This is a genomic window from Halomonas sp. G11 (assembly GCF_001663515.1).
Lineage (GTDB): Bacteria > Pseudomonadota > Gammaproteobacteria > Pseudomonadales > Halomonadaceae > Vreelandella.
This window is the reverse complement of sequence record NZ_LYXG01000018.1, coordinates 61,109-80,046: the sequence shown is the minus strand read 5'-3', so window position 1 is coordinate 80,046 and position 18,938 is coordinate 61,109. Positions and strand designations below refer to the sequence as shown.

The 18,938-nt window shown below is 60.0% G+C and carries 23 protein-coding genes; 11 read left to right on the top strand and 12 right to left on the bottom strand.

The genetic code is table 11. The features are described 5' to 3' along the window. Positions 1-20: 20 nt before the first annotated feature. Genes dapD through ADS46_RS09725 form a run of 3 tightly spaced genes read left to right on the top strand, consistent with a single transcriptional unit; the run spans position 21 to position 2,591 of the window. Complete coding sequence (gene dapD / locus ADS46_RS09735; RefSeq protein ID WP_066319434.1) at positions 21-1,046, top strand: 2,3,4,5-tetrahydropyridine-2,6-dicarboxylate N-succinyltransferase; 1,026 nt, start codon at positions 21-23, stop codon at positions 1,044-1,046. Further along, positions 1,033-2,205 carry a succinyl-diaminopimelate desuccinylase gene (gene dapE / locus ADS46_RS09730; protein WP_066319432.1) on the top strand — a complete coding sequence of 391 codons (1,173 nt, stop codon included), beginning with the start codon at positions 1,033-1,035 and terminating at the stop codon, positions 2,203-2,205. The genes dapD and dapE overlap by 14 nt, the downstream gene beginning before the upstream one ends. Then, the gene (locus ADS46_RS09725; protein ID WP_066319427.1) at positions 2,202-2,591 is read left to right on the top strand and encodes a hypothetical protein; all 390 of its coding nucleotides are present in this window, start codon (positions 2,202-2,204) and stop codon (positions 2,589-2,591) included. Before dapE ends, ADS46_RS09725 begins: the two co-directional genes overlap by 4 nt. Positions 2,592-2,674: 83 nt before the next feature. Here the strand turns inward: ADS46_RS09725 and ADS46_RS19130 are convergent, their stop codons facing one another. Continuing rightward, positions 2,675-3,205, bottom strand: coding sequence for a cold-shock protein (locus ADS46_RS19130; RefSeq protein WP_066319425.1), 531 nt, complete (start codon positions 3,203-3,205; stop codon positions 2,675-2,677). A 111-nt stretch (positions 3,206-3,316) separates the two neighbouring features. Here ADS46_RS19130 and ADS46_RS09715 point away from each other — a divergent pair, with 111 nt between their 5' ends. Then, positions 3,317-3,565, top strand: coding sequence for a SlyX family protein (locus ADS46_RS09715; RefSeq protein ID WP_066319422.1), 249 nt, complete (start codon positions 3,317-3,319; stop codon positions 3,563-3,565). Between the two features lie 25 nt (positions 3,566-3,590). On the opposite strand, the gene ald is transcribed toward ADS46_RS09715, so the two are convergent. The 7 genes from ald to radC form a co-directional block, all read right to left on the bottom strand. Further along, complete coding sequence (ald, locus tag ADS46_RS09710) at positions 3,591-4,709, bottom strand: alanine dehydrogenase (RefSeq protein ID WP_066319421.1); 1,119 nt, start codon at positions 4,707-4,709, stop codon at positions 3,591-3,593. 166 nt (positions 4,710-4,875) lie between these two features. Then, complete coding sequence (locus ADS46_RS09705) at positions 4,876-5,310, bottom strand: acyl-CoA thioesterase (RefSeq protein ID WP_066319419.1); 435 nt, start codon at positions 5,308-5,310, stop codon at positions 4,876-4,878. 32 nt (positions 5,311-5,342) lie between these two features. Next, complete coding sequence (locus tag ADS46_RS09700) at positions 5,343-6,533, bottom strand: class I SAM-dependent rRNA methyltransferase (protein ID WP_066319417.1); 1,191 nt, start codon at positions 6,531-6,533, stop codon at positions 5,343-5,345. Positions 6,534-6,664: 131 nt separating this feature from the next. Further along, a complete protein-coding gene (gene mutM, locus ADS46_RS09695) occupies positions 6,665-7,492 on the bottom strand; it encodes a bifunctional DNA-formamidopyrimidine glycosylase/DNA-(apurinic or apyrimidinic site) lyase (protein ID WP_066319415.1) in 828 nt (275 codons plus the stop codon). 155 nt (positions 7,493-7,647) lie between these two features. After that, entirely contained in the window at positions 7,648-7,803 is a 156-nt protein-coding gene (gene rpmG / locus ADS46_RS09690) for a 50S ribosomal protein L33 (protein WP_027337782.1), read from the bottom strand. A 48-nt stretch (positions 7,804-7,851) separates the two neighbouring features. Further along, positions 7,852-8,088: a 50S ribosomal protein L28 gene (gene rpmB / locus ADS46_RS09685; RefSeq protein ID WP_066319413.1), complete on the bottom strand. Its 237-nt coding sequence runs from the start codon at positions 8,086-8,088 to the stop codon at positions 7,852-7,854. Between the two features lie 248 nt (positions 8,089-8,336). Continuing rightward, a complete protein-coding gene (gene radC, locus ADS46_RS09680) occupies positions 8,337-9,011 on the bottom strand; it encodes a RadC family protein (RefSeq protein ID WP_066319410.1) in 675 nt (224 codons plus the stop codon). Positions 9,012-9,127: 116 nt separating this feature from the next. On the opposite strand from radC, the gene coaBC reads away from it, so the two are divergent. The 5 genes from coaBC to slmA all read left to right on the top strand — a co-directional run bounded on the left by coaBC (position 9,128) and on the right by slmA (position 13,924). Next, the gene (coaBC, locus tag ADS46_RS09675) at positions 9,128-10,405 is read left to right on the top strand and encodes a bifunctional phosphopantothenoylcysteine decarboxylase/phosphopantothenate--cysteine ligase CoaBC (RefSeq protein ID WP_066319407.1); all 1,278 of its coding nucleotides are present in this window, start codon (positions 9,128-9,130) and stop codon (positions 10,403-10,405) included. Next, on the top strand, positions 10,402-10,860 hold the full coding sequence (dut, locus tag ADS46_RS09670; RefSeq protein ID WP_066319406.1) for a dUTP diphosphatase: 459 nt from the start codon (positions 10,402-10,404) through the stop codon (positions 10,858-10,860). Before coaBC ends, dut begins: the two co-directional genes overlap by 4 nt. A 32-nt stretch (positions 10,861-10,892) precedes the next feature. After that, positions 10,893-12,281 carry a phosphomannomutase/phosphoglucomutase gene (locus ADS46_RS09665; protein ID WP_066319405.1) on the top strand — a complete coding sequence of 463 codons (1,389 nt, stop codon included), beginning with the start codon at positions 10,893-10,895 and terminating at the stop codon, positions 12,279-12,281. Between the two features lie 114 nt (positions 12,282-12,395). After that, positions 12,396-13,295: an acetylglutamate kinase gene (gene argB, locus ADS46_RS09660; RefSeq protein ID WP_066319404.1), complete on the top strand. Its 900-nt coding sequence runs from the start codon at positions 12,396-12,398 to the stop codon at positions 13,293-13,295. Positions 13,296-13,315: 20 nt separating this feature from the next. After that, positions 13,316-13,924, top strand: a complete 609-nt coding sequence (gene slmA / locus ADS46_RS09655) for a nucleoid occlusion factor SlmA (RefSeq protein WP_066319401.1) — start codon at positions 13,316-13,318, stop codon at positions 13,922-13,924. A gap of 85 nt (positions 13,925-14,009) precedes the next feature. On the opposite strand, the gene rpoH is transcribed toward slmA, so the two are convergent. The 4 genes from rpoH to ftsY all read right to left on the bottom strand — a co-directional run bounded on the left by rpoH (position 14,010) and on the right by ftsY (position 17,950). Continuing rightward, the gene (rpoH, locus tag ADS46_RS09650) at positions 14,010-14,876 is read right to left on the bottom strand and encodes an RNA polymerase sigma factor RpoH (RefSeq protein ID WP_066319400.1); all 867 of its coding nucleotides are present in this window, start codon (positions 14,874-14,876) and stop codon (positions 14,010-14,012) included. A 103-nt stretch (positions 14,877-14,979) separates the two neighbouring features. Then, positions 14,980-16,020 carry a permease-like cell division protein FtsX gene (ftsX, locus tag ADS46_RS09645; RefSeq protein WP_066319399.1) on the bottom strand — a complete coding sequence of 347 codons (1,041 nt, stop codon included), beginning with the start codon at positions 16,018-16,020 and terminating at the stop codon, positions 14,980-14,982. After that, entirely contained in the window at positions 16,017-16,685 is a 669-nt protein-coding gene (gene ftsE, locus ADS46_RS09640) for a cell division ATP-binding protein FtsE (RefSeq protein WP_066319397.1), read from the bottom strand. The genes ftsX and ftsE overlap by 4 nt, the downstream gene beginning before the upstream one ends. Next, positions 16,682-17,950 (bottom strand): signal recognition particle-docking protein FtsY, encoded by a 1,269-nt coding sequence (gene ftsY / locus ADS46_RS09635; RefSeq protein ID WP_066319396.1) that lies wholly within the window; start codon positions 17,948-17,950, stop codon positions 16,682-16,684. Before ftsY ends, ftsE begins: the two co-directional genes overlap by 4 nt. A gap of 91 nt (positions 17,951-18,041) precedes the next feature. Here ftsY and rsmD point away from each other — a divergent pair, with 91 nt between their 5' ends. Beyond that, on the top strand, positions 18,042-18,650 hold the full coding sequence (rsmD, locus tag ADS46_RS09630) for a 16S rRNA (guanine(966)-N(2))-methyltransferase RsmD (RefSeq protein WP_066319394.1): 609 nt from the start codon (positions 18,042-18,044) through the stop codon (positions 18,648-18,650). 103 nt (positions 18,651-18,753) lie between these two features. Next, positions 18,754-18,936 (top strand): cell division protein ZapB, encoded by a 183-nt coding sequence (zapB, locus tag ADS46_RS09625; RefSeq protein WP_066319393.1) that lies wholly within the window; start codon positions 18,754-18,756, stop codon positions 18,934-18,936. Positions 18,937-18,938 lie beyond the last annotated feature (2 nt).

Sequence of the window (18,938 nt, the reverse complement as noted above, 5' to 3'; positions counted from 1 at the left end):
TGACCTAAAGGAACGCAGTTATGCTGAGCTTTGCGCTTGGAATCGGCACCCAAAACACCCAGGGCGACTGGCTGGAAATCTACTACCCGGCACCACTGATCAACCCACCGGAAAGCCTGGTGAGGGCTGCCAAGGACGTTGTCGACGCTCCCCAGGGCAATGCGGCCATCAGTTTCCTGCCGGAAGACTGTGCGCGCCTGGCCAATGCCCTTCAGGAAGCGGGCCATCCTGAACAGGCGGAGCTGGCTGAGTCTTTCGCGTCCAGCCAGCGCCCATTGGTCGCCATGTTCCTGGAGACCGACCAGCCGCCGCAAACCGCACCTGAGGTCTACCTCAAGCTGCACCTGCTTTCCCATCGCCTGGTGAAACCCCACGGGCTGGATTTGACCGGCATGTTCGGCCTGCTGCGCAACATTGCCTGGACCAACGAAGGCCCCATCGACATTGAAGAGCTCCCCGCCCGCCGCCTTAAGGCACGCCTGGCAGGCCGCGCGCTGTCGGTGGACTGCGTCGACAAATTCCCCAAGATGACCGACTACGTGGTCCCCCAGGGTATCCGCATTGGCGATACCGCTCGGGTGCGTCTGGGCGCCTACCTGGGCGAAGGCACCACGGTCATGCATGAAGGGTTCGTCAACTTCAACGCGGGCACCGAAGGTCCCGGCATGGTCGAGGGACGTATTGCGGCAGGTGTCATGGTGGGCAAGGGCTCCGATCTGGGCGGCGGTTGCTCCACCATGGGCACGCTTTCCGGCGGTGGCAATATGGTGATTAAAGTTGGCGAGGGCTGCCTGATCGGCGCCAACGCGGGCATCGGCATCCCGCTTGGCGACCGCTGCACTGTCGAAGCAGGCCTTTACATTACCGCCGGGGCGAAAGTGACGCTGCTGGATGACCAGGGCCAGGAGGTCAGCACCGTCGCCGCACGTGAGTTGGCAGGCCAGGACGACCTGTTGCTGCGCCGTCACTCACAAAGCGGCCGTATTGAGTGCCTGACCAATAAAAGCGCCATCGCACTCAACGAGGCGCTGCATGCCCATAACTGAGCCAGAGGGTTTATCACCGACGCTGCAGCTGGCGTTTGACCTGCTCAGCCGGGCATCGGTGACGCCAGATGACGAGGGCTGCCAGGACGTGATGATCGAGCGCCTCGAGGCGCTCGGCTTTCATATCGAGCCACTGCCGTTTGGTGATGTAAAGAATTTCTGGGCGGTGCGCGGCCATCATGGCCCGGTGCTGGCTTTTGCTGGCCACACCGATGTGGTACCCAGCGGGCCTCACACCAACTGGGAGTTCCCCCCCTTTACGCCCTGCATCAACGACGAAGGCATGCTGTGCGGGCGCGGCGCCTCCGACATGAAAGGCAGCCTCGCGGCAATGATCACGGCTGTGGAGCGATTCGTGGCCGCGCACCCCGATCACGATGGCCGTATTGCCTTTCTGATCACCTCCGATGAAGAGGGCCCCGCCGTCGACGGTACTCGCGCGGTGGTCGAGCATTTGCGCGAGCGCAATGAACGCCTCGACTACTGCATTGTCGGCGAGCCTTCCTCCACGGCACGCCTGGGAGATGCGATCAAAAACGGTCGGCGCGGCTCCCTGGGTGGCGTGCTGCATATCAAGGGGGTACAGGGCCACGTGGCCTACCCGCACCTGGCGTGCAACCCGATCCACCAGGCAATGCCCGCGCTGGATGCACTCGTCAACGAGCACTGGGACGCAGGCAACGATTTTTTCCCCGCCACCAGCTTCCAGGTTTCCAACTTTCGCGCGGGGACCGGCGCCACCAACGTGATTCCCGGTGAGGTCGAAGTCGTCTTCAACTTCCGCTACTCAACGGAAGTCACCCATGAAACCCTCAAGGCACGCAGCGAAGCGATCCTGGATCAACATGGTCTTGACTATCACATTGACTGGATGCTCAACGGCGAGCCGTTCTTGACTGCCGAAGGCGAGCTGGTCGATGCCACCATGCGCGGCGTTGAAGCCATCACTGGCGAGCGCCCTGCGTTATCCACCAGCGGAGGCACCTCGGATGGACGTTTTATCGCCACCCTGGGCGCCCAGGTGGTCGAGCTGGGGCCGCTCAACGACACGATCCACAAGGTGGATGAGCGTGTGCGGGCCAGCGACCTGGACGACTTAAGCCGGATCTACGAAGCCACCCTGCAGGCGTTGTTCATCTCCGATGAGGTACGCGCATGATGGAACCTTACCCGGATATCGAGATTTACCTTGCCGATGTCGTTCATCCAGCGCTAAACGAATGGCTCGCCAACACCCTGGATGCACCGCCGCTTGCATCGGCAGGTAAAGGCAAATGGCGTACCCAGGGCACCTGCCAGGGGCACACCGTTCCCGTATTGTTGGTGGAAAAAGCCGCCGACGGCTTTGCCAGCCTGTGGCTGGACAGCCGCCATAGCCCCTGGCAGACCGACCAGGAAGCCGCGCAATACGCGGCTGAAGCCTTGCAGACCGAAATTCGCTGCTCGCTGGGCGGCTGGCATCCCGGCGATGACCCCGACCGCTTTTGGCAGGTACTGCCCGACGGACGCGAAGGGCCCATTCAATGGCCCGACTCCGGCCGCTAGGCGTTATCGCTAGCCCTGAACGCATTTGACCCCGCCGAAGCGGGGCCAAATGTCGTGCGAGCCAGTCCAGGCGAGACGGATCGTTACTCGATAATACTCACATCGTCGGCCTGCAAACCGCGTTCGTTTTTAATCACGTGGTAGCGCACAATCTGGCCTTCGGCGAGCATGCGCGGGCCACGACCACGAATTGCCCGAAAATGGACAAACACATCGTCGCCGTTATCACGGGTAATAAAGCCGTAACCCTTATTGGTATTAAACCACTTCACCTCACCCTCTTCGCGGCCGTCGTTCGGGTCGATGAGATCTTCTTCATCGTCCGTCGCGGGGGCTTGAGATTGACGCGGTGCTGGCTTGGAACGAACGGTCGGCGACACCACGACAGGTGGCGCAAGCGCAGCGGTTGCCAGGGTAGCAATGCACAGCACGATGAAACTTCCGATGGCAACGGCAATGTAGATGCCACCAGCGCCTGTCACGGCCAGTTCGGCCAGCCACTGCTCAGCCAGGGGTGCGTCGGTTAAATGAACAATCCCCGCCAGCAACAATGGCGTGGGGGCGGCAAGTAAGACACTGATCAAGATACAGCGAAACACAACTTTTGGGTTCATGGATAAAAAAAGCTCTCTTGTTGTATGGGTAACAGAAGAAGGACAATACTCAATTCAACGGGTTTTGACGACCCGATGTACCGAGCTACTACATAAGGTTGCAATGTTACCATGACATCTACGTTATCGCCCGCCGAGCTCAATCAACAGCTTGAATCTTTAGAAAGCCGCCTGGCTTATCAAGAACACTGGCTCGATACCCTGGACCAAGCCGTCGCCCAGCAGGAGCGCCGACTAGCGACCCTGGAACAACTCAGCGCGCTGATGCGCGAACGGCTTCGCGAACAGCACCAGGCGCTCCAGGCGAATGACGCCCCCGATACCAGTCGGCCCGAGGACGACATACCGCCCCACTACTGATCAATCATGATGGACCAACAGCGGCCTATTGATTCACCGCGTCTGCAGGGTCAACACTTTCCAGGTCAAACGCCTCAGCCACCGCCGCGTAGGTCACCTGTCCATTGTGGACATTAAGCCCCGGCAGGAAGTGCGGGTTATCGCGCAGCGCCCGCTGCCAACCTTTATCCGCCAACGCAAGCACAAACGGCAGGGTGGCATTGGTCAGCCCCAGCGTGGAGGTCCGCGCCACCGCTCCCGGCATGTTGGCAACGCAGTAATGGACAATGCCATCGACGATATAGGTCGGCTCGGCATGGGTGGTGGGTCGGCTGGTTTCGAAACAACCGCCCTGGTCGATCGCCACATCCACCAGCACGCTACCGGGCTGCATATCCGCCAGCATGGCTCGGGTAATCAGCTTAGGTGCCGCCGCCCCCGGGATGAGTACCGCACCGATGATCATATCAGCCGTTTTGGCGGCTTCATCGAGCGCATCTGCCGTTGAGTAGACGGTTTTGATCCGGCCTTGATAGCGGTCATCCAGCACTTCCAAACGATCGATGGACTTGTCCAGAATGGTGACATCGGCACCTAACCCCAGGGCCATACGCGCGGCGTTTTCGCCCACCACACCGCCACCGATGACCGTTACTTTTCCTGGTGCCACCCCCGGCACGCCCGGCAATAGCACGCCCGCACCTCCCTGGGCTTTTTCCAGGCTGTGAGCGCCCGCCTGCACGGCCATGCGCCCTGCGACGGTGCTCATCGGCGCGAGCAACGGCAAGCCGCCCTTGGCGTCGGTAATCGTTTCGTACGCAATGCAGGTCGCACCGCTCTCCATCAACCCCTGGGTGAGCGTCTTCTCGGCGGCCAGATGCAGGTAGGTAAACAGGGTATGCTGTGGCGTCAGCCGCGCGACTTCCTCGGCCTGAGGCTCCTTCACTTTCAAAATCAGCTCGGCGTTCTGCCACAGCAAGGCGACATCCGCCTCGACGCTCGCCCCCGCCGCTTCGTAGTCGCGGTCATGAAACCCGGCACCTTCACCCGCGCCGGTTTGAACCGTCACCTGATGGCCACGCCCGGCTAATTCCCGCGCACCGGTGGGGGTCAAGGCCACCCGGTACTCGTGGTTTTTTATCTCTTTGGGGACAGCGATGCGCATAGTTGGCTCCTCGTTATTGAGCGAGAAATTCGTCAATCTTGGAGTCATTACAGCACAGCTTTTATGCGCTTCCATCCCTCGGCGTATAAAACAAAAAAAACGCCGGTCAAGGCGTTTATCAGGAGAAAAATCTAGCGGCTAGCGGCATTTGGCAAAAAAATCATCGTTATTCATCAACCACCGCATCACCGTAAATACGCCGATACTCGTCGGGCAGGCGCATGGGCCGCCCGCTGGATAGCGCCACGCAGGCAAAGCGGGTACGTGCCTTGAGCAAGGTTTTGGCGTCGTGTTTGCGCTTCAACTGGAAGCGCCGGGTCAAGCTAAAGCGGCCATCGCAGGCCACGATCCAGGTCGCCAACTGGAGCTGGTCCCCCTCATAGCCTGGCGCCAGGTAGTCCAACTCGTGGCGGTGCACGACCATGGCCCGGTCCAACTCGCGGTAGCGCTCGAGGGTAAGGCCCAGCGCTTCTGAATGCGCCCAGCTGATTTGTTCAACCCAGCGCAGGTATTCACTGTTATTGACGTGCCGGTAGGCGTCGATAGCCTCATCCGTCACGTCGATCTCCATCACAAAAGGCTCGGGTAGCGCCCATTCCATTGTCCTGGCCCCTCCACCGGTTGCTTTACGACCTAGTCACGGAAAACGCGCACGCCCAGCGCCTTCAGGTAGGACGTTTCCGGGATTGCCGGATGCACCGGATGGTCAGGCCCCTGATGGCCCTGAAAGATCACCTGACCATGACGATCCTGGTGACGCGCTGCGCTACGGACCACATCCACCAAGCGCTCGGGGGCCAGGTGCATGGAGCAAGACGCCGACAGCAGCAAACCATCACGCCCCAGCAGACGCATCGCTTCACGGTTCAGTCGGTTGTAGGCACGTTCGCCGTTGGGGATATCCTTGCGTTTCTTGATAAACGCAGGCGGATCCAGAATCACCACGTCGAACTGTTCGCCGTCGGCTTTAAGCGCCGCCAGCGCCTCGAACGCATCGCCTTCACCAATGGCCACCTGTTCTTGCAAGCCGTTCAGTTCGGCGTTGCGGGCCACCTGCTCAAGCGCAGGGCCGGATGAGTCGACACACAGCACCTCAGAGGCACCGCTGGCGGCGGCCTGCACGCCCCAACCGCCGACATAGCTGAAGACGTCCAGCACCCGCTTACCGGCAACCTGGCTATTGAGCCAGGCACGGTTGACCCGATGATCGAAAAACCAGCCGGTTTTCTGACCATCAAGTACCGGCACCACAAAGCGAACGCCATTCTCTTCCAGCAGTACTTCGTCGGGTAGCGTACCTTTGACCACTTCCACCTGGGCATCGAGACCTTCCTGACGACGCCCGCCGGTGTCATTGCGGAACACGATTGCGCTGGGCTTGAGGACTTTCTCCAGGGCGTCGACGATTTCTTCGGACAGCGTCTGCATACCCGCGGTGTTCAATTGCACCACCACCACATCGCCGAAGCGGTCGATCACAAGCCCCGGCAACAGGTCGCCTTCACCATGAACCAACCGGTAAAACGGCTGTTCAAACAGGCGCTGACGCAAGGCAAGCGCCTGGTTGAAGCGATGCACGAACAGCGAACGATCCAGACGCATCTCGGGATCACGTGACATCACCCGCGCCGCAATGAGGGAATGCGGGTTCACGTAAGCGACCCCGAGGGTTTTACCGTTCGACGCCTCGACCAGGGCAGCTTCACCCGCGGTAAAGTTCTTGAGCGGGGTCTCCTTGATATCAACTTCGTTGGAGTAGATCCACAGATGGCCCGCTTTGAGGCGGCGGTCAGCGTTTTTATTCAGGCGCAGGCGTTGGGTCACAACAATCTCCAGAACAACTTTGGCTTCAAAAGCTCGGCTTCAAACACTAGTACTCAATCATCAAGGCTTAAAACTTGGGCTCAAAAACCTGGGCTTAAAATTTAGCAAAACAAAAAGGCGCGGCGCCCCGGTTAGCGCTGGCAGCCGGGGCAAAAAACGCTGGCCCGCTGGCCGAGCGTAATACGGCGCAGCTCCATTCCACAGCGCATGCAGGGCTGGCCGTGTCGACCATAAACATTGAGCCGCTGGGCAAAGTAGCCAGGCTCGCCCTGGCCGCTGACAAAATCCCGCAGCGTCGTACCGCCTTGAATGATGGCAGCCGCCAGTACTTCTTTCACGGCGGCCGCCAGCTTCTCGTAACGGGCCAGGGAAACACGCCCTGCCGCCCGACGGGGGTCAATTCCCGCCATGAATAGCGCTTCAGCGGCGTAGATATTACCGGCACCGACGACCACACGGTTATCCATTAAAAAGGGCTTTACGGATACCCGCTTATTGCGTGAGATGCGATACAGCCAACGCCCGTTAAAGGCGTCATCCAACGGCTCGGGGCCCAGATGCACCAGGCGCTTGTCGGCACTGCCATCTCCCTGCTGCCAATCGACAAAGCCAAACCGCCGCGGATCATGGTAGCGCAGCACATGGCCGCTTTGGGTCACCACATCTACGTGATCATGCTTTTTAGGCAGATCCCCTACCCGCGCAATCCGCAAACTGCCCGACATACCCAAATGCCACAGCAAGGTGGCCTCCCCCTCGGCGGTGGCGAGCGGGACCTGAAGGTACTTGGCTCGGCGCGTCAACTCACCGACCCGCGCCCCGACGAGCCGTTCGGCGAGATCGTCAGGCACCGGCACACGCAGGCGGGATTGGCGCACCAATACCTCGGTGATCTCCTGACCTTCCAGATAAGGGGCAATACCCCGCCGAGTGGTTTCAACTTCGGGCAGCTCGGGCATGATGAGAGCCTTTGATGACAGAGTGGTGATGGTCGTTAACGTCTGCAGTGCTCACGCTTATCGGCGCAGAACACCCAGGCATGCAAAAACCCGGCTTGGGGCCGGGTTTTTAACAGGCGCTCGCCTGCGGTAAAAGCCAGTCATCGCAACCGTAGTTACTTGATTTTGGCTTCCTTGTACATGACGTGCTTACGGACCACCGGGTCGTATTTCTTGAATTCGAACTTGTCCGGGGTGTTCCGCTTGTTTTTATCAGTGGTGTAAAAGTGGCCTGTACCGGCACTGGACACCAGCTTGATCTTATCGCGCATGGTTTAACTCTCCCAATTTTTGGCCAAACTGTTAGCCAAACAAATAGCTTAGATGGCGTCGCCGCGCTTGCGGATGTCGGCCAGAACCGTTTCAATGCCTTTCTTGTCAATGATGCGCATACCCTTGGAGGAAACACGCAGCTTGACGAAGCGGCTTTCAGCTTCAACCCAAAAACGATGGGTGTGCAGGTTCGGCAAGAAACGACGACGTGTCTTGCGCTGGGAGTGTGAAACGTTGTTACCAGTTACCGGACGCTTACCGGTAACCTGACATACTTTGGACATGAGAGCCTCCAACTGCTTGGCCAGGATATAATAACCTGAGTGTTCAAAACTGTCGGGCAAACCGGAGCAGGGAAGGAGTCGACGCCGTTAACCGCCAAGCTTTATCCAAATCCGTTATTCAACCCAAGTTTAAAGGTGGCACTTTATACCAGAGCAGCTGGCAATCAGCAAGAAAAACCATCGCAACCGGTCGAAAATCGCCGTTTATGTCAGTTTACTTAGCTAATTCACTATGATTAACGGCACACTTATAGCCAGCCACGCTCGGCAAATGACACCACGTCTCCGTCCCCCACCACGAAATGATCGAGTACCCGCACATCAAACAGAGCGAGCGCTTCTTTCAGACGATCAGTGATTCGTCGATCAGCATCGCTTGGTTCGGCAACACCCGAAGGGTGATTGTGAGCCAGGATGACGGCACCAGCGTTGTGCGCTAAGGCACGCTTGGCAACTTCGCGGGGATAAACGGATGCGCTGTCTAGGGTACCGCGAAACAGGGATTCATAGCGAATAATTCGGTGCTGCGTATCCAAAAAAAGCACCGCGAATTCTTCATGCCCCAGATGACGCAACTGCGCACTCAGGTAGTGGCGCACAAGAGTGGGCGATGTCAGCGCTTCACCGCGGGCCAACTGGGCGGCCAGATGCCGCCTTGAAAGCTCTAGCGTCGCCTGCAGCTGGGCGAATTTGGCGCTCCCCAACCCGCGCGCGTCGCAAAAACGTTCCTGGTCGGCCTCCAGCAGCTGACGCAGCCCACCAAAACTGGCGAGCAGGTCCCGGGCCAGGTCGACCGCCGAGCGGCCCTGAACGCCGACGCGCAAAAAAATCGCCAGTAGCTCGGCATCGGATAGCGCCTGCGCGCCCAGATTCAATAGCTTTTCTCTTGGCCGCTCGCCTTCCGGCCAGTGGTTAATGCCCATCATCGCCTCCCTGCGCGGTGTTTCACCTGTCCCTATGCATGAATGCAGCATGCCAAATTGTGCAGACGAATGGTATGGTAAGCCTCCTAAAGAACGCACAATATGGATCCTATGCCATGACCTCCGTGACTTCGACCACAACGCCCACTGTTAACGGTAAACGCGTGCTGCTGGGCATCAGCGCCGGTATTGCCGCGTATAAAAGCGCGCTGATCGTGCGACTGCTGAAACAGGCGGGCTGCGAGGTTCGCGTCGTCATGACCGACGGTGCCCAGGCATTCATCACCCCGTTGACACTACAGGCGCTGTCGGGTGAACCGGTTCGTACCTCGTTGCTCGACCCGGAAGCCGAGGCGGGCATGGGCCACATTGAGCTTGCCCGTTGGGCCGATGTCCTGTTGATCGCGCCGGCGACCGCCGACCTCATTGCGCGCCTGGTCCACGGCATGGCCGACGACCTGCTGACCACGCTCTGCCTGGCCTCGGAGGCGCCCAGGTTGATCGCTCCGGCCATGAACCAGGCCATGTGGCGTCACCCCGCCACCCAGCGCAACGTGGAACGGCTCGCTTGCGATGGCTGGCAACTGATTGGCCCGGCGGCCGGCGACCAGGCCTGCGGCGACGTTGGCCCAGGGCGCATGAGCGAGCCCGAGGCCATTGTTGACGCGCTATTGCGTCAGCTTTCGCCATCCACCAGTGCGACCCCGAGTGCGTCATCACCGCATGTCGTGATTACCGCAGGCCCCACCCGTGAAGCCCTCGACCCGGTGCGCTATCTTTCCAATCACAGTTCGGGAAAAATGGGCTACGCCCTTGCCGCCGCGGCCGTCGGCCAGGGCGCCAGGGTCTCGCTGATCAGCGGCCCTGTGGCGCTGGCAACACCTGCAGGCGTCACGCGCATTGACGTCGAAACCGCCGAGCAGATGCACCAGGCATCGCTGCAGCTGGCCCCTCAGGCAGCGCTGTTTATCGGCTGTGCCGCCGTCGCTGATTACCGCGCGGCCAGTGCCGCCGAGCATAAGCTGAAAAAGACCGACGAAAGCGACACCCTGACGCTTACCCTGGTCAAGAATCCAGACATCATTGCGTCAGTAGCCGCACTGTCACCCGAGACTCGCCCTTTCGTGGTCGGCTTTGCTGCCGAAACCCAGGACGTTGAACGCTATGCAGCGGACAAACTGACCCGCAAGCGCCTCGACATGATCGTCGCCAACGATGTCAGCCAGCAAGGCATGGGCTTTGGCAGCGACGACAACGCCGCGCTTCTGCTCTGGCGCTCCCCCCAGGGTATCGAGCGTCGGATGGAAGCCCCGCAGCCCAAAACACAGTTAGCAGAGTGCGTGATCCAACAAGCCCTGACGCTACTCTCCTCGTCTACCGGAGCAACCTTATGAGCCCCCGCCCACGCCTGCAGTGCAAAGTGCTGGATGAACGACTGCGCGATTACTTACCCCATTATGCGACCGACGGCTCCGCAGGGATGGACCTGCGCGCACTGCTTGACGAGCCGCTTACTCTGAATCCGGGCGACACGCAGCTCGTACGAACGGGCCTGGCGATCTATATTGAAGACCCCGGCCTTGCCGGTATGATTTTGCCGCGCTCCGGTTTAGGGCATAAGCATGGCATCGTGCTAGGTAACCTGGTGGGGTTGATTGATGCCGACTACCAGGGCGAACTGATGATTTCCGTTTGGAATCGAGGGCACAGCGCTTTTACGCTTGCCCCCTTTGAGCGGTTGGCACAGTACGTGCTTGTCCCGGTGGTACAGGCTGAACTCGATCTGGTCGATCAGTTCAGCGACACCACCCGCGGCGACGGCGGCTTTGGCAGCACGGGCCGCCATTAATCGGTACTGGCCACTTTCGTAAGGATATCCCCATGACGACACCCACAATTCCCGCTTCGATCTTTCGCGCTTACGACATCCGCGGCATCGTCGATGACACCCTTACCGAGGACACGGTGGAATGGATTGGCCGTGCCATCGGCTCTGCCGCCGCCACGCGGGGCGAGTCAACCGTCGTGGTGGCTCGCGATGGCAGGCTTTCGGGCCCACGCCTCCAGGCAGCCCTTATGCGCGGTTTGAACGCCGCGGGACGTGACGTGATCGATATCGGCATGGTGCCCACCCCGGTTTTGTATTTCGCCACCCACATTCTCGACGGCACCCGCTCGGGCGTCATGGTCACCGGTAGCCATAACCCACCCGATTACAACGGCTTCAAGATCGTCCTCGATGGCGACACGCTGTCCGGCGATGCGATCACTGCCCTCTACGAACGTTTACAGTCAGGCGATCTAACCCAAGGAGAAGGCCGCATTCGCCAGGAAGACGTGCGCGACGCCTACTTAACGCGCATCCTGGGTGACGTAACGATTAACCGGCCTATCAAGGCAGTGGTCGACTGCGGCAACGGCGTGGCCGGCGAGCTTGGCCCGCAATTGATTGAGCGTCTTGGCGTTGACACCATACCGCTGTTTGACGAGATCGATGGCACCTTCCCCAACCACCATCCGGATCCCGGCAAGCCCGAGAACCTGCAGGACCTGATCCGCACGGTCCAGGAAACCGGCGCCGATATCGGCCTGGCCTTCGACGGCGACGGCGACCGGCTCGGCGTCATCACCCCTCGCGGGCGGCTGATCTACCCGGATCATCTGTTGATGGCGTTTGCCACCGATATGCTGAGCCGCAACCCAGGCGCCAAGGTCATCTTTGACGTCAAGTGCACCGGCAACCTGGTCAAGGTAATCAGCGACGCCGGAGGGGAGCCGGAAATGTGGCGCACCGGCCACTCGCTCATCAAGGCTCGCATGAAAGAAACCGGCGCCCAGCTGGCCGGTGAAATGAGCGGGCATATTTTCTTCAAGGAGCGCTGGTACGGCTTTGACGACGGCCTCTATGCCGCTGCACGGCTGGTGGAAATCCTGGCCAACTACGCAGGCGACGCCGATGCGTATTTTGACAGCTTTCCCCAGGACATCGGCACGCCGGAAATCAACATCACCGTCACCGACAGCAACAAGTTCAACTTGGTGGATAAACTTGCTCGGGAGGGCGACTTCGGCGATGGTATCAAGACCACGTTGGATGGCATTCGGGTCGACTACCCCGACGGCTGGGGGCTTTGCCGGGCATCCAACACCACGCCCGTGCTGGTACTGCGTTTTGAAGGGAAAAACGATGCCGCTTTGGCGCGTATTAAAGCGCAGTTTGCCAATGCACTGAAAGACGTCGACCCCGCTTTGACGCTACCCCAGGCTTGACCGGGGACGCCATCATGCTGCGGGACCGAGCCCAAAAGAAGGCGCGGCACGCATGGGCGCCACAGTGCGCTGAATACCGATAAATTAGCCACATCATTATCAAGGGACAATGTCATGAGTTCAGCCAGTCGCGACCCCCAGGTCGTTGTGGAGGTGCTTTCCGAAGCCCTCCCCTATATTCAGCAGTTTTCCGGCAAAACGGTTGTCGTCAAATATGGCGGCAATGCAATGACGGAAACGACCCTGATCGACTCCTTTGCCCGCAACATCGTGCTAATGAAGGAAGTGGGCATCAATCCGGTGGTCGTGCATGGCGGCGGCCCCCAGATTGGCGACTTGCTGGCCAAGCTCAATATCGAATCGCGTTTCGTCAACGGCATGCGCGTCACCGACTCGCAAACCATGGACGTGGTGGAAATGGTGCTGGGCGGACTGGTCAACAAGAGTATCGTCAACCTCATCAACCAGAGCGGCGGCAAAGCCATTGGCCTGACCGGTAAAGACGGTGCGCAAATCCGCGCGCGCCAGCTCAGAGTGGAACATCAAAGCCCTGAAATGACCGCTCCGGAAATCATCGATATTGGCCACGTCGGCGAGGTCGAGTCGATCTCCACCGACCTGATTGAAATGCTCGCGGCGCGCGATTTCATCCCCGTGATCGCGCCGATCGGCGTGGATGAGGCAGGACACAGTTACAACATCAACGCCGACCTGGTGGCCGGCAAGATTGCCGAAGCCCTCAACGCCGAAAAGCTCATGCTGCTGACCAACGTGGCAGGCCTGATGAATGCCAAGAGCGAGGTACTCACCGGCTTGACCACGGCTCAAGTTGACGCCCTGATTGCCGATGGGACTATTCATGGTGGCATGCTGCCTAAAATTCAGTGCGCGCTGGACGCCGTGAAAGGCGGCGTCAACAGTGCCCACATCATCGATGGCCGTGTACCGCATGCCGTGCTGTTGGAGATTTTCACCAACGCCGGGGTCGGCACGCTGATCTCCGACACTCACTAACCGCGACGGAGAGCAACGTCATGAGCGATGAACGCAAACCTCGCCGCCGCGAGCAGATCCTTCAGGCCCTTGCCCTGATGCTTGAAGAAGACAGTGGCAAGCGGATTACCACCGCGGCACTGGCTCGCCAGGTCGGCGTCTCGGAAGCCGCGCTGTATCGCCACTTCCCAAGCAAGGCGCGCATGTTCGAAGGGCTGATCGATTTTATCGAAGAAAGCATCTTTGCCCGCATCACCCGGATCCTGGAAGAGGTCCCCGACGCCACCAACCGCTGCGGCACTATCCTGTCGCTGGTGCTCGGTTTTGCCGAGAAGAACCCGGGCCTTGCACGGGTCATGGGGGGCGACGTATTGACCGGCGAGACCGCCCGGCTACGCCACCGGATCCACCAGCTGTTCGAACGGCTGGAAGCCCAGTTCAAGCAAATCCTTCGTGAAGCCGAACTGCGTGAAGGGCGTCGCCCGAGCATCCCCGCCTCGGCGGCGGCGAACCTGCTGATCGCCCACGCCGAAGGGCGGATTTCCCAGTATGTACGCAGCGATTTCAAACGCCTGCCCACGGACTACTGGGACGACCAGTGGACGCTGCTGTCGAGCCAGCTACTGCGCGAAGCGGTACAGCCCGCTTAGCGAAGAGCCTGAAATACAGCCCTGCATAACAAAAACGGCGCTCCCCTCGGGGAGCGCCGTTTCTTGCCGGATCAAACCTGCTTGTTCATGCCGCGATGGCATCGCCCATTTTCTGGCGCAGTTTCTTCATGGCATTTTTTTCAAGCTGGCGGATACGCTCGGCGCTGACGCCATAGACATCGGCCAGGTCGTGCAGCGTGGCCTTGTCCTCGGCCAGCCAGCGACGCTGGAGAATATCCCGAGAGCGTTCGTCCAGACCTTCAAGCGCCAGTTGCAGACGGCGCGTCGAGTCTTCCTCGAAGTCGCTGTCTTCAAGCTGCGTTGCCGGGTCGGCTGCCATGTCGTCCAGGAAGTTGACCGGTGCCTGGTAGGCGCTGTCTTCATCGTCGCTGGGCGACGCATCGAAGCCCGCATCGTAGGACGACAGCCGTCCTTCCATGTCCCGCACAACACCGGGTTTGACATTCAGATCCTTGGCGATGGCGTCAACTTCATCGTTATTGAGCCAGGCCAGGCGTTTCTTCGCGCTGCGCAGGTTGAAGAACAGCTTGCGTTGCGCCTTGGTGGTCGCAATCTTGACGATCCGCCAGTTGCGCAGCACAAACTCATGGATCTCAGCCTTGATCCAGTGCACCGCAAATGAAACCAGGCGAACGCCCTGATTCGGGTCGAAGCGCTTGACGGCTTTCATCAGGCCCACATTGCCTTCCTGAATCAGGTCGGCTTGTGGCAGCCCATACCCCGAATAACTCCGGGCGATGTGCACGACAAAGCGCAAATGCGATAGTACCAGACGTCGCGCCGCCTCCAGGTCGCCTTCATCGTGCAGGCGGAACGCAAGCTCACGCTCTTCTTCGGCACTCAGAACCGCAATGCCGTTGACCGCTTTGATATAGCCGCCCAGGTCATTGCCTGGAGAAAGCTGTCCCACCGGTAGAAGACTAGTGCTCATGTGCAGATGGTCTCCCTTGTAGCCCTTACGTGGTTTGTGTCTCTGTGACCTTGCCATCTGGGCAAGGTTCCCTCGCCGTCGCCTGATGAACAACGCGGGCCGTTCAGCGCGGACGGATACTGGCAAGATGCCGGGACACGGCAAGCCATGCGCCCAACCAGCCAAGTAGTGTACTGCAAGATAGCAAAATTGTGGAGCCTGTGAAGTCCAATCGGGGCAACGAAAAGCTGGCGCCGTAACTTTCCGCCAAGGCGGCCACCGGCAGCGACAACCAGTGGTTGCCCAATGACAACAGCCCCAGCGCCAGCACGCCGCCGCCGAAGCCGTACCAGGCGCCACTGTAAAGAAAGGGGCGCCTGACAAACGCATGGGTGGCGCCGATCAACATCACCACTTCAATTTCGCGCCGCCGACTCTCCACCGACAGCCGGATGGTATTACCCACCACCAGCAGCACCCCGAGGCCAAATAGCACCCCCAAAGCCAGCGCCACGCGTGTCCCCAGCGCCGCCAAGTGGCGCAGGCGCTCCACCCAGGCCAGATCGAGGCGCACTTCGTCGACACCCGCCATGTCGTCCAACCGCTCGGCCAGCGCCTGCATGAGCTCAGGATCGACGCTGCCCGGGCGGACCACGATACTGTGGGGCAGGGGATTATCGTCGAGCCCCGAGAGCGCATCCTCGACACCCAGTGATTGCTGAAAATCGGCCATGCCCTGCTCCGCGCTGACCAAGCGGGTACCTTGCACCGCTTCGTCGGCACTGACCGCCTGCTCGATGCGCTCGGCCTCAGGCAGCTCAACGCTGATGTCAAGGTAAGCGGTGAGAGTGGCGCTATCGTCCAGTTCTGCATCCAGCAGCCGAGCACTGTCCAGGGTCAACCACAGCGCGGCGGGGAGTACCAGTGCAATGGCAATCGCCAGCATGGTCAGCAAATTACCCAGCGGGTAGCGAATCAGTCGCTGCAGGCTGTCGAGCGCCATTGCCCGGTGGTGCCGCCCCCAGGCGCGCAAACGGCTGGACCGGCGCGGTTGCTGGGTACGTGCCCCGCGTTGCGCCGGGCGCTGAGCCTGCTGAGGAGCGGCGCGTGGACGCGTCGACCGGGGAGCGGCGCCTTTCGGTTTTTGGCCGGTCGGTCGTTTCATGCTGCCCCCTCGTCCGCTACCAGCCGACCATCGCGCAGGCGTATGATCCGGTGCCGCAATCCCGCGATCAACGCCAGGTCGTGACTGGCAATCATGACGGTCGTACCAATCCGGTTAAAGTCTTCAAACAGCCCCATGATGTCCGCGGACAGCTGAGGATCCAGGTTGCCCGTCGGCTCATCGGCGAGCAGCAGGGCAGGCTTGTTGACGACGGCACGGGCAATACCCACGCGCTGCTGCTCACCGCCGGAAAGCTCGATAGGCAATGCCTTTTCACGGTGCAACAACCCGACTTTGTCCAGAGCAGCACGCACACGGCGAGCCGACTCACGGGGCTCGATGCCCTGAATATCCAGGGGTAACGAGACGTTATGAAACACGCTGCGGTCAAACAGCAACTGGTGATCCTGGAAGACCACACCAATCTGGCGCCGGTAAAACGGCACCTGGCTGGCATGCAACTGGGCAATATCGTGCCCTGCCACCACCACCCGCCCGCGGCTCGGCTTTTCAAGGCGCATGATCAAACGCAATAGCGAGCTCTTGCCCGCGCCGGAATGGCCGGTAAGAAACACCATCTCGCCCCGCGCTACGCGAAAGTTCAGGTGTGACAGCGCTTCAAAGCGCCCTCCGTAGCGTTTACCCACATGCTCAAAGGCGATCATGGGTTGGCATCGTCTCCCTGGCGATCAAACAGCGCGTTGACAAAGTCCTGCGACGCGAAGGGACGCAGGTCATCCAGCCCTTCGCCGACACCGATAAAGCGGATCGGCGTGTTGAGCTGCTTCGCCAGGGCGAAAATGATCCCGCCCTTGGCGGTACCGTCCAGCTTGGTCAGCGTAATACCGCTGACCGGCACGGCCTCGTTGAAGGTACTGGCCTGGGAAATGGCGTTCTGACCGGTGCCCGCATCCAGCACCAGCATCACCTCATGCGGCGCTGTCTCGTCGATCTTTTTCATCACCCGATGGACTTTTTTCAGCTCTTCCATCAGGTGGCCCTTGTTGTGCAAACGACCGGCGGTATCCGCGATCAGCACATCGACGCCGCGCGATTTGGCCGCCGACACCGCGTCATAGATCACCGAGGCGCTATCGGCCCCCGTATGCTGGGCAATCACCGGCACGCTGTTGCGCTCCCCCCACACCTTGAGCTGCTCAACGGCGGCGGCACGGAAGGTGTCCCCCGCCGCCAGCATGACGCTTTTGCCTTCACGCTGGAAACGCTGGGTAAGCTTGCCGATGGTGGTGGTCTTGCCCACACCGTTGACCCCGACAACCAGGATCACGAAAGGGCCGTCGCTGGCTTTATCGAAGCTCAGCGGTATGGTGACGGGCTCAAGCATGGCCGCCAGTTCTTCCTGAAGCCCCCGGTAAAGGGCCTCGGGATCCTTCAGTTCCTTGCGCGAGACCCGGGCTTCCAGCCGCTCGATAATCTCGCTGGTCGCTTCAATGCCCACGTCGGCCATCAGCAACTGGGTTTCCAGATCCTCAAGCAGCTCATCGTCGATCTGCTTTTTGCCCAGAAACAGATCGGCAATGCCGTCGGTCAGGTTGGCGCGGGTTTTGCCCAGGCCCGACTTGATGCGCGACAGCCAGCCCTTTTTCTCGCCTTTGTCAGCGGACGGCTTCTCCTGCAGCGCCGGTTTTTCAACGGGCGTAGGTTCTGGTTCTGGTTCTGGTTCTGGTTCTGGTTCTGGTTCTGGTTCTGGCTCTGGTTCTGGCTCTGGCGCGGGCGTAGGCTCTGGCGTAGCGTCAGACGCAGACGAATGCTCGTCAACCTCGGCTTCCTCGCGGCGGGTATGTTCGGGTGCCTGCTGATCGTCGCTTAACTCATCAGTCGCCTGCTCCTGGGAGGGGTCGACCTGAGACTCGTCCTGCGCTTCCTGCTGGGAATCCTGCTTCTGTTTACGCTTAAAAAAACCAAACATGGATGTCATCCGACTGATAAAGGTAAAGAATGGGATTATCCTACCACCGCCAACCAAGACTTTGGATAACTAGCCCGCTACAATCCGCGTTATGACTCGAAACCGCTCCACTCGCTCATCCTCGTCGCGCCGCTCGGCTGCCAAGCCGCTTGGCAAACTGCGCATTATCGGCGGTGATTTTCGCCGCCGCCAGCTACCGGTGCTCGACAAGCCAGGATTACGGCCCACCCCTGACCGCGTGCGTGAAACGCTGTTCAACTGGCTTGGCCAGGCGCTTTATGGCAAAAAGGTGCTCGACCTTTTCGCCGGCACCGGCGCGCTGGGGATTGAAGCCATCTCCCGCGGAGCGGCCCAGGTCACCTTCGTCGAAAGTGACCGCCAGGTGGCCGCCCACATTACCCAAAACCTTGAAACACTCAAAGCGCAACAAGGGGATGTCGTCGTTCGGGAGGCGCAGGCCTTTCTCACGCAACCGGCCCAGTGCTTTGATATCGTCTTTCTGGATCCGCCGTTTCATCAGGGCTGGGCAGCCAGATGTTGCGCTACCCTTGAAGCCGACCACTGGCTCGCACCGGAGGCCATGATTTACCTGGAGACCGAACGCGACCTGACGCCTGATGTACCCACGCATTGGGTGCTGCACCGCGAGACCCAGGCAGGGGAAAGCACCGCCAGGCTCTATCAACGCCGCGCCCCGTAATCAGCGCTTGCGGCTTTGCATTTCGGGCGTTACGCTCGCTCCACTATTTTTAACCGTTTGTTTTACAGGCAAGCATGTCGCTTGTTTTGATCTGGAGGTGGGCATGAGCCTAGAGTTATTCAATCAGCTTGAGCAGCGCGTTACCGATACCGTCGAGGCGCTGGAAATGATGAAGCTGGAAAACGAGACGCTACGTAATGAAAACACCCAGCTCAAGCAGGAACATGAAGAGTGGGAGCGCCGCTTGAGCGCGCTGCTGACTAAATTTGATGAAGACCCCTCCTGAGG

Bases quoted from the DNA above. Each gene is read 5' to 3' on its own strand.
- rpoH (WP_066319400.1), bottom strand. From the start codon at position 14,876: ATGAGCACTAGTCTTCTACCGGTGGGACAGCTTTCTCCAGGCAATGAC.
- radC (WP_066319410.1), bottom strand. From the start codon at position 9,011: ATGGGCATTAACCACTGGCCGGAAGGCGAGCGGCCAAGAGAAAAGCTA.
- ADS46_RS19130 (WP_066319425.1), bottom strand. From the start codon at position 3,205: ATGAACCCAAAAGTTGTGTTTCGCTGTATCTTGATCAGTGTCTTACTT.
- rpmB (WP_066319413.1), bottom strand. From the start codon at position 8,088: ATGTCCAAAGTATGTCAGGTTACCGGTAAGCGTCCGGTAACTGGTAAC.
- ADS46_RS09665 (WP_066319405.1), top strand. From the start codon at position 10,893: ATGACGACACCCACAATTCCCGCTTCGATCTTTCGCGCTTACGACATC.
- dut (WP_066319406.1), top strand. From the start codon at position 10,402: ATGAGCCCCCGCCCACGCCTGCAGTGCAAAGTGCTGGATGAACGACTG.
- ald (WP_066319421.1), bottom strand. From the start codon at position 4,709: ATGCGCATCGCTGTCCCCAAAGAGATAAAAAACCACGAGTACCGGGTG.
- coaBC (WP_066319407.1), top strand. From the start codon at position 9,128: ATGACCTCCGTGACTTCGACCACAACGCCCACTGTTAACGGTAAACGC.
- ADS46_RS09705 (WP_066319419.1), bottom strand. From the start codon at position 5,310: ATGGAATGGGCGCTACCCGAGCCTTTTGTGATGGAGATCGACGTGACG.
- dapD (WP_066319434.1), top strand. From the start codon at position 21: ATGCTGAGCTTTGCGCTTGGAATCGGCACCCAAAACACCCAGGGCGAC.
- ADS46_RS09725 (WP_066319427.1), top strand. From the start codon at position 2,202: ATGATGGAACCTTACCCGGATATCGAGATTTACCTTGCCGATGTCGTT.
- rsmD (WP_066319394.1), top strand. From the start codon at position 18,042: ATGACTCGAAACCGCTCCACTCGCTCATCCTCGTCGCGCCGCTCGGCT.
- slmA (WP_066319401.1), top strand. From the start codon at position 13,316: ATGAGCGATGAACGCAAACCTCGCCGCCGCGAGCAGATCCTTCAGGCC.
- dapE (WP_066319432.1), top strand. From the start codon at position 1,033: ATGCCCATAACTGAGCCAGAGGGTTTATCACCGACGCTGCAGCTGGCG.
- mutM (WP_066319415.1), bottom strand. From the start codon at position 7,492: ATGCCCGAGCTGCCCGAAGTTGAAACCACTCGGCGGGGTATTGCCCCT.
- ADS46_RS09715 (WP_066319422.1), top strand. From the start codon at position 3,317: ATGACATCTACGTTATCGCCCGCCGAGCTCAATCAACAGCTTGAATCT.
- argB (WP_066319404.1), top strand. From the start codon at position 12,396: ATGAGTTCAGCCAGTCGCGACCCCCAGGTCGTTGTGGAGGTGCTTTCC.
- ftsY (WP_066319396.1), bottom strand. From the start codon at position 17,950: ATGTTTGGTTTTTTTAAGCGTAAACAGAAGCAGGATTCCCAGCAGGAA.
- ftsE (WP_066319397.1), bottom strand. From the start codon at position 16,685: ATGATCGCCTTTGAGCATGTGGGTAAACGCTACGGAGGGCGCTTTGAA.
- ftsX (WP_066319399.1), bottom strand. From the start codon at position 16,020: ATGAAACGACCGACCGGCCAAAAACCGAAAGGCGCCGCTCCCCGGTCG.
- zapB (WP_066319393.1), top strand. From the start codon at position 18,754: ATGAGCCTAGAGTTATTCAATCAGCTTGAGCAGCGCGTTACCGATACC.
- rpmG (WP_027337782.1), bottom strand. From the start codon at position 7,803: ATGCGCGATAAGATCAAGCTGGTGTCCAGTGCCGGTACAGGCCACTTT.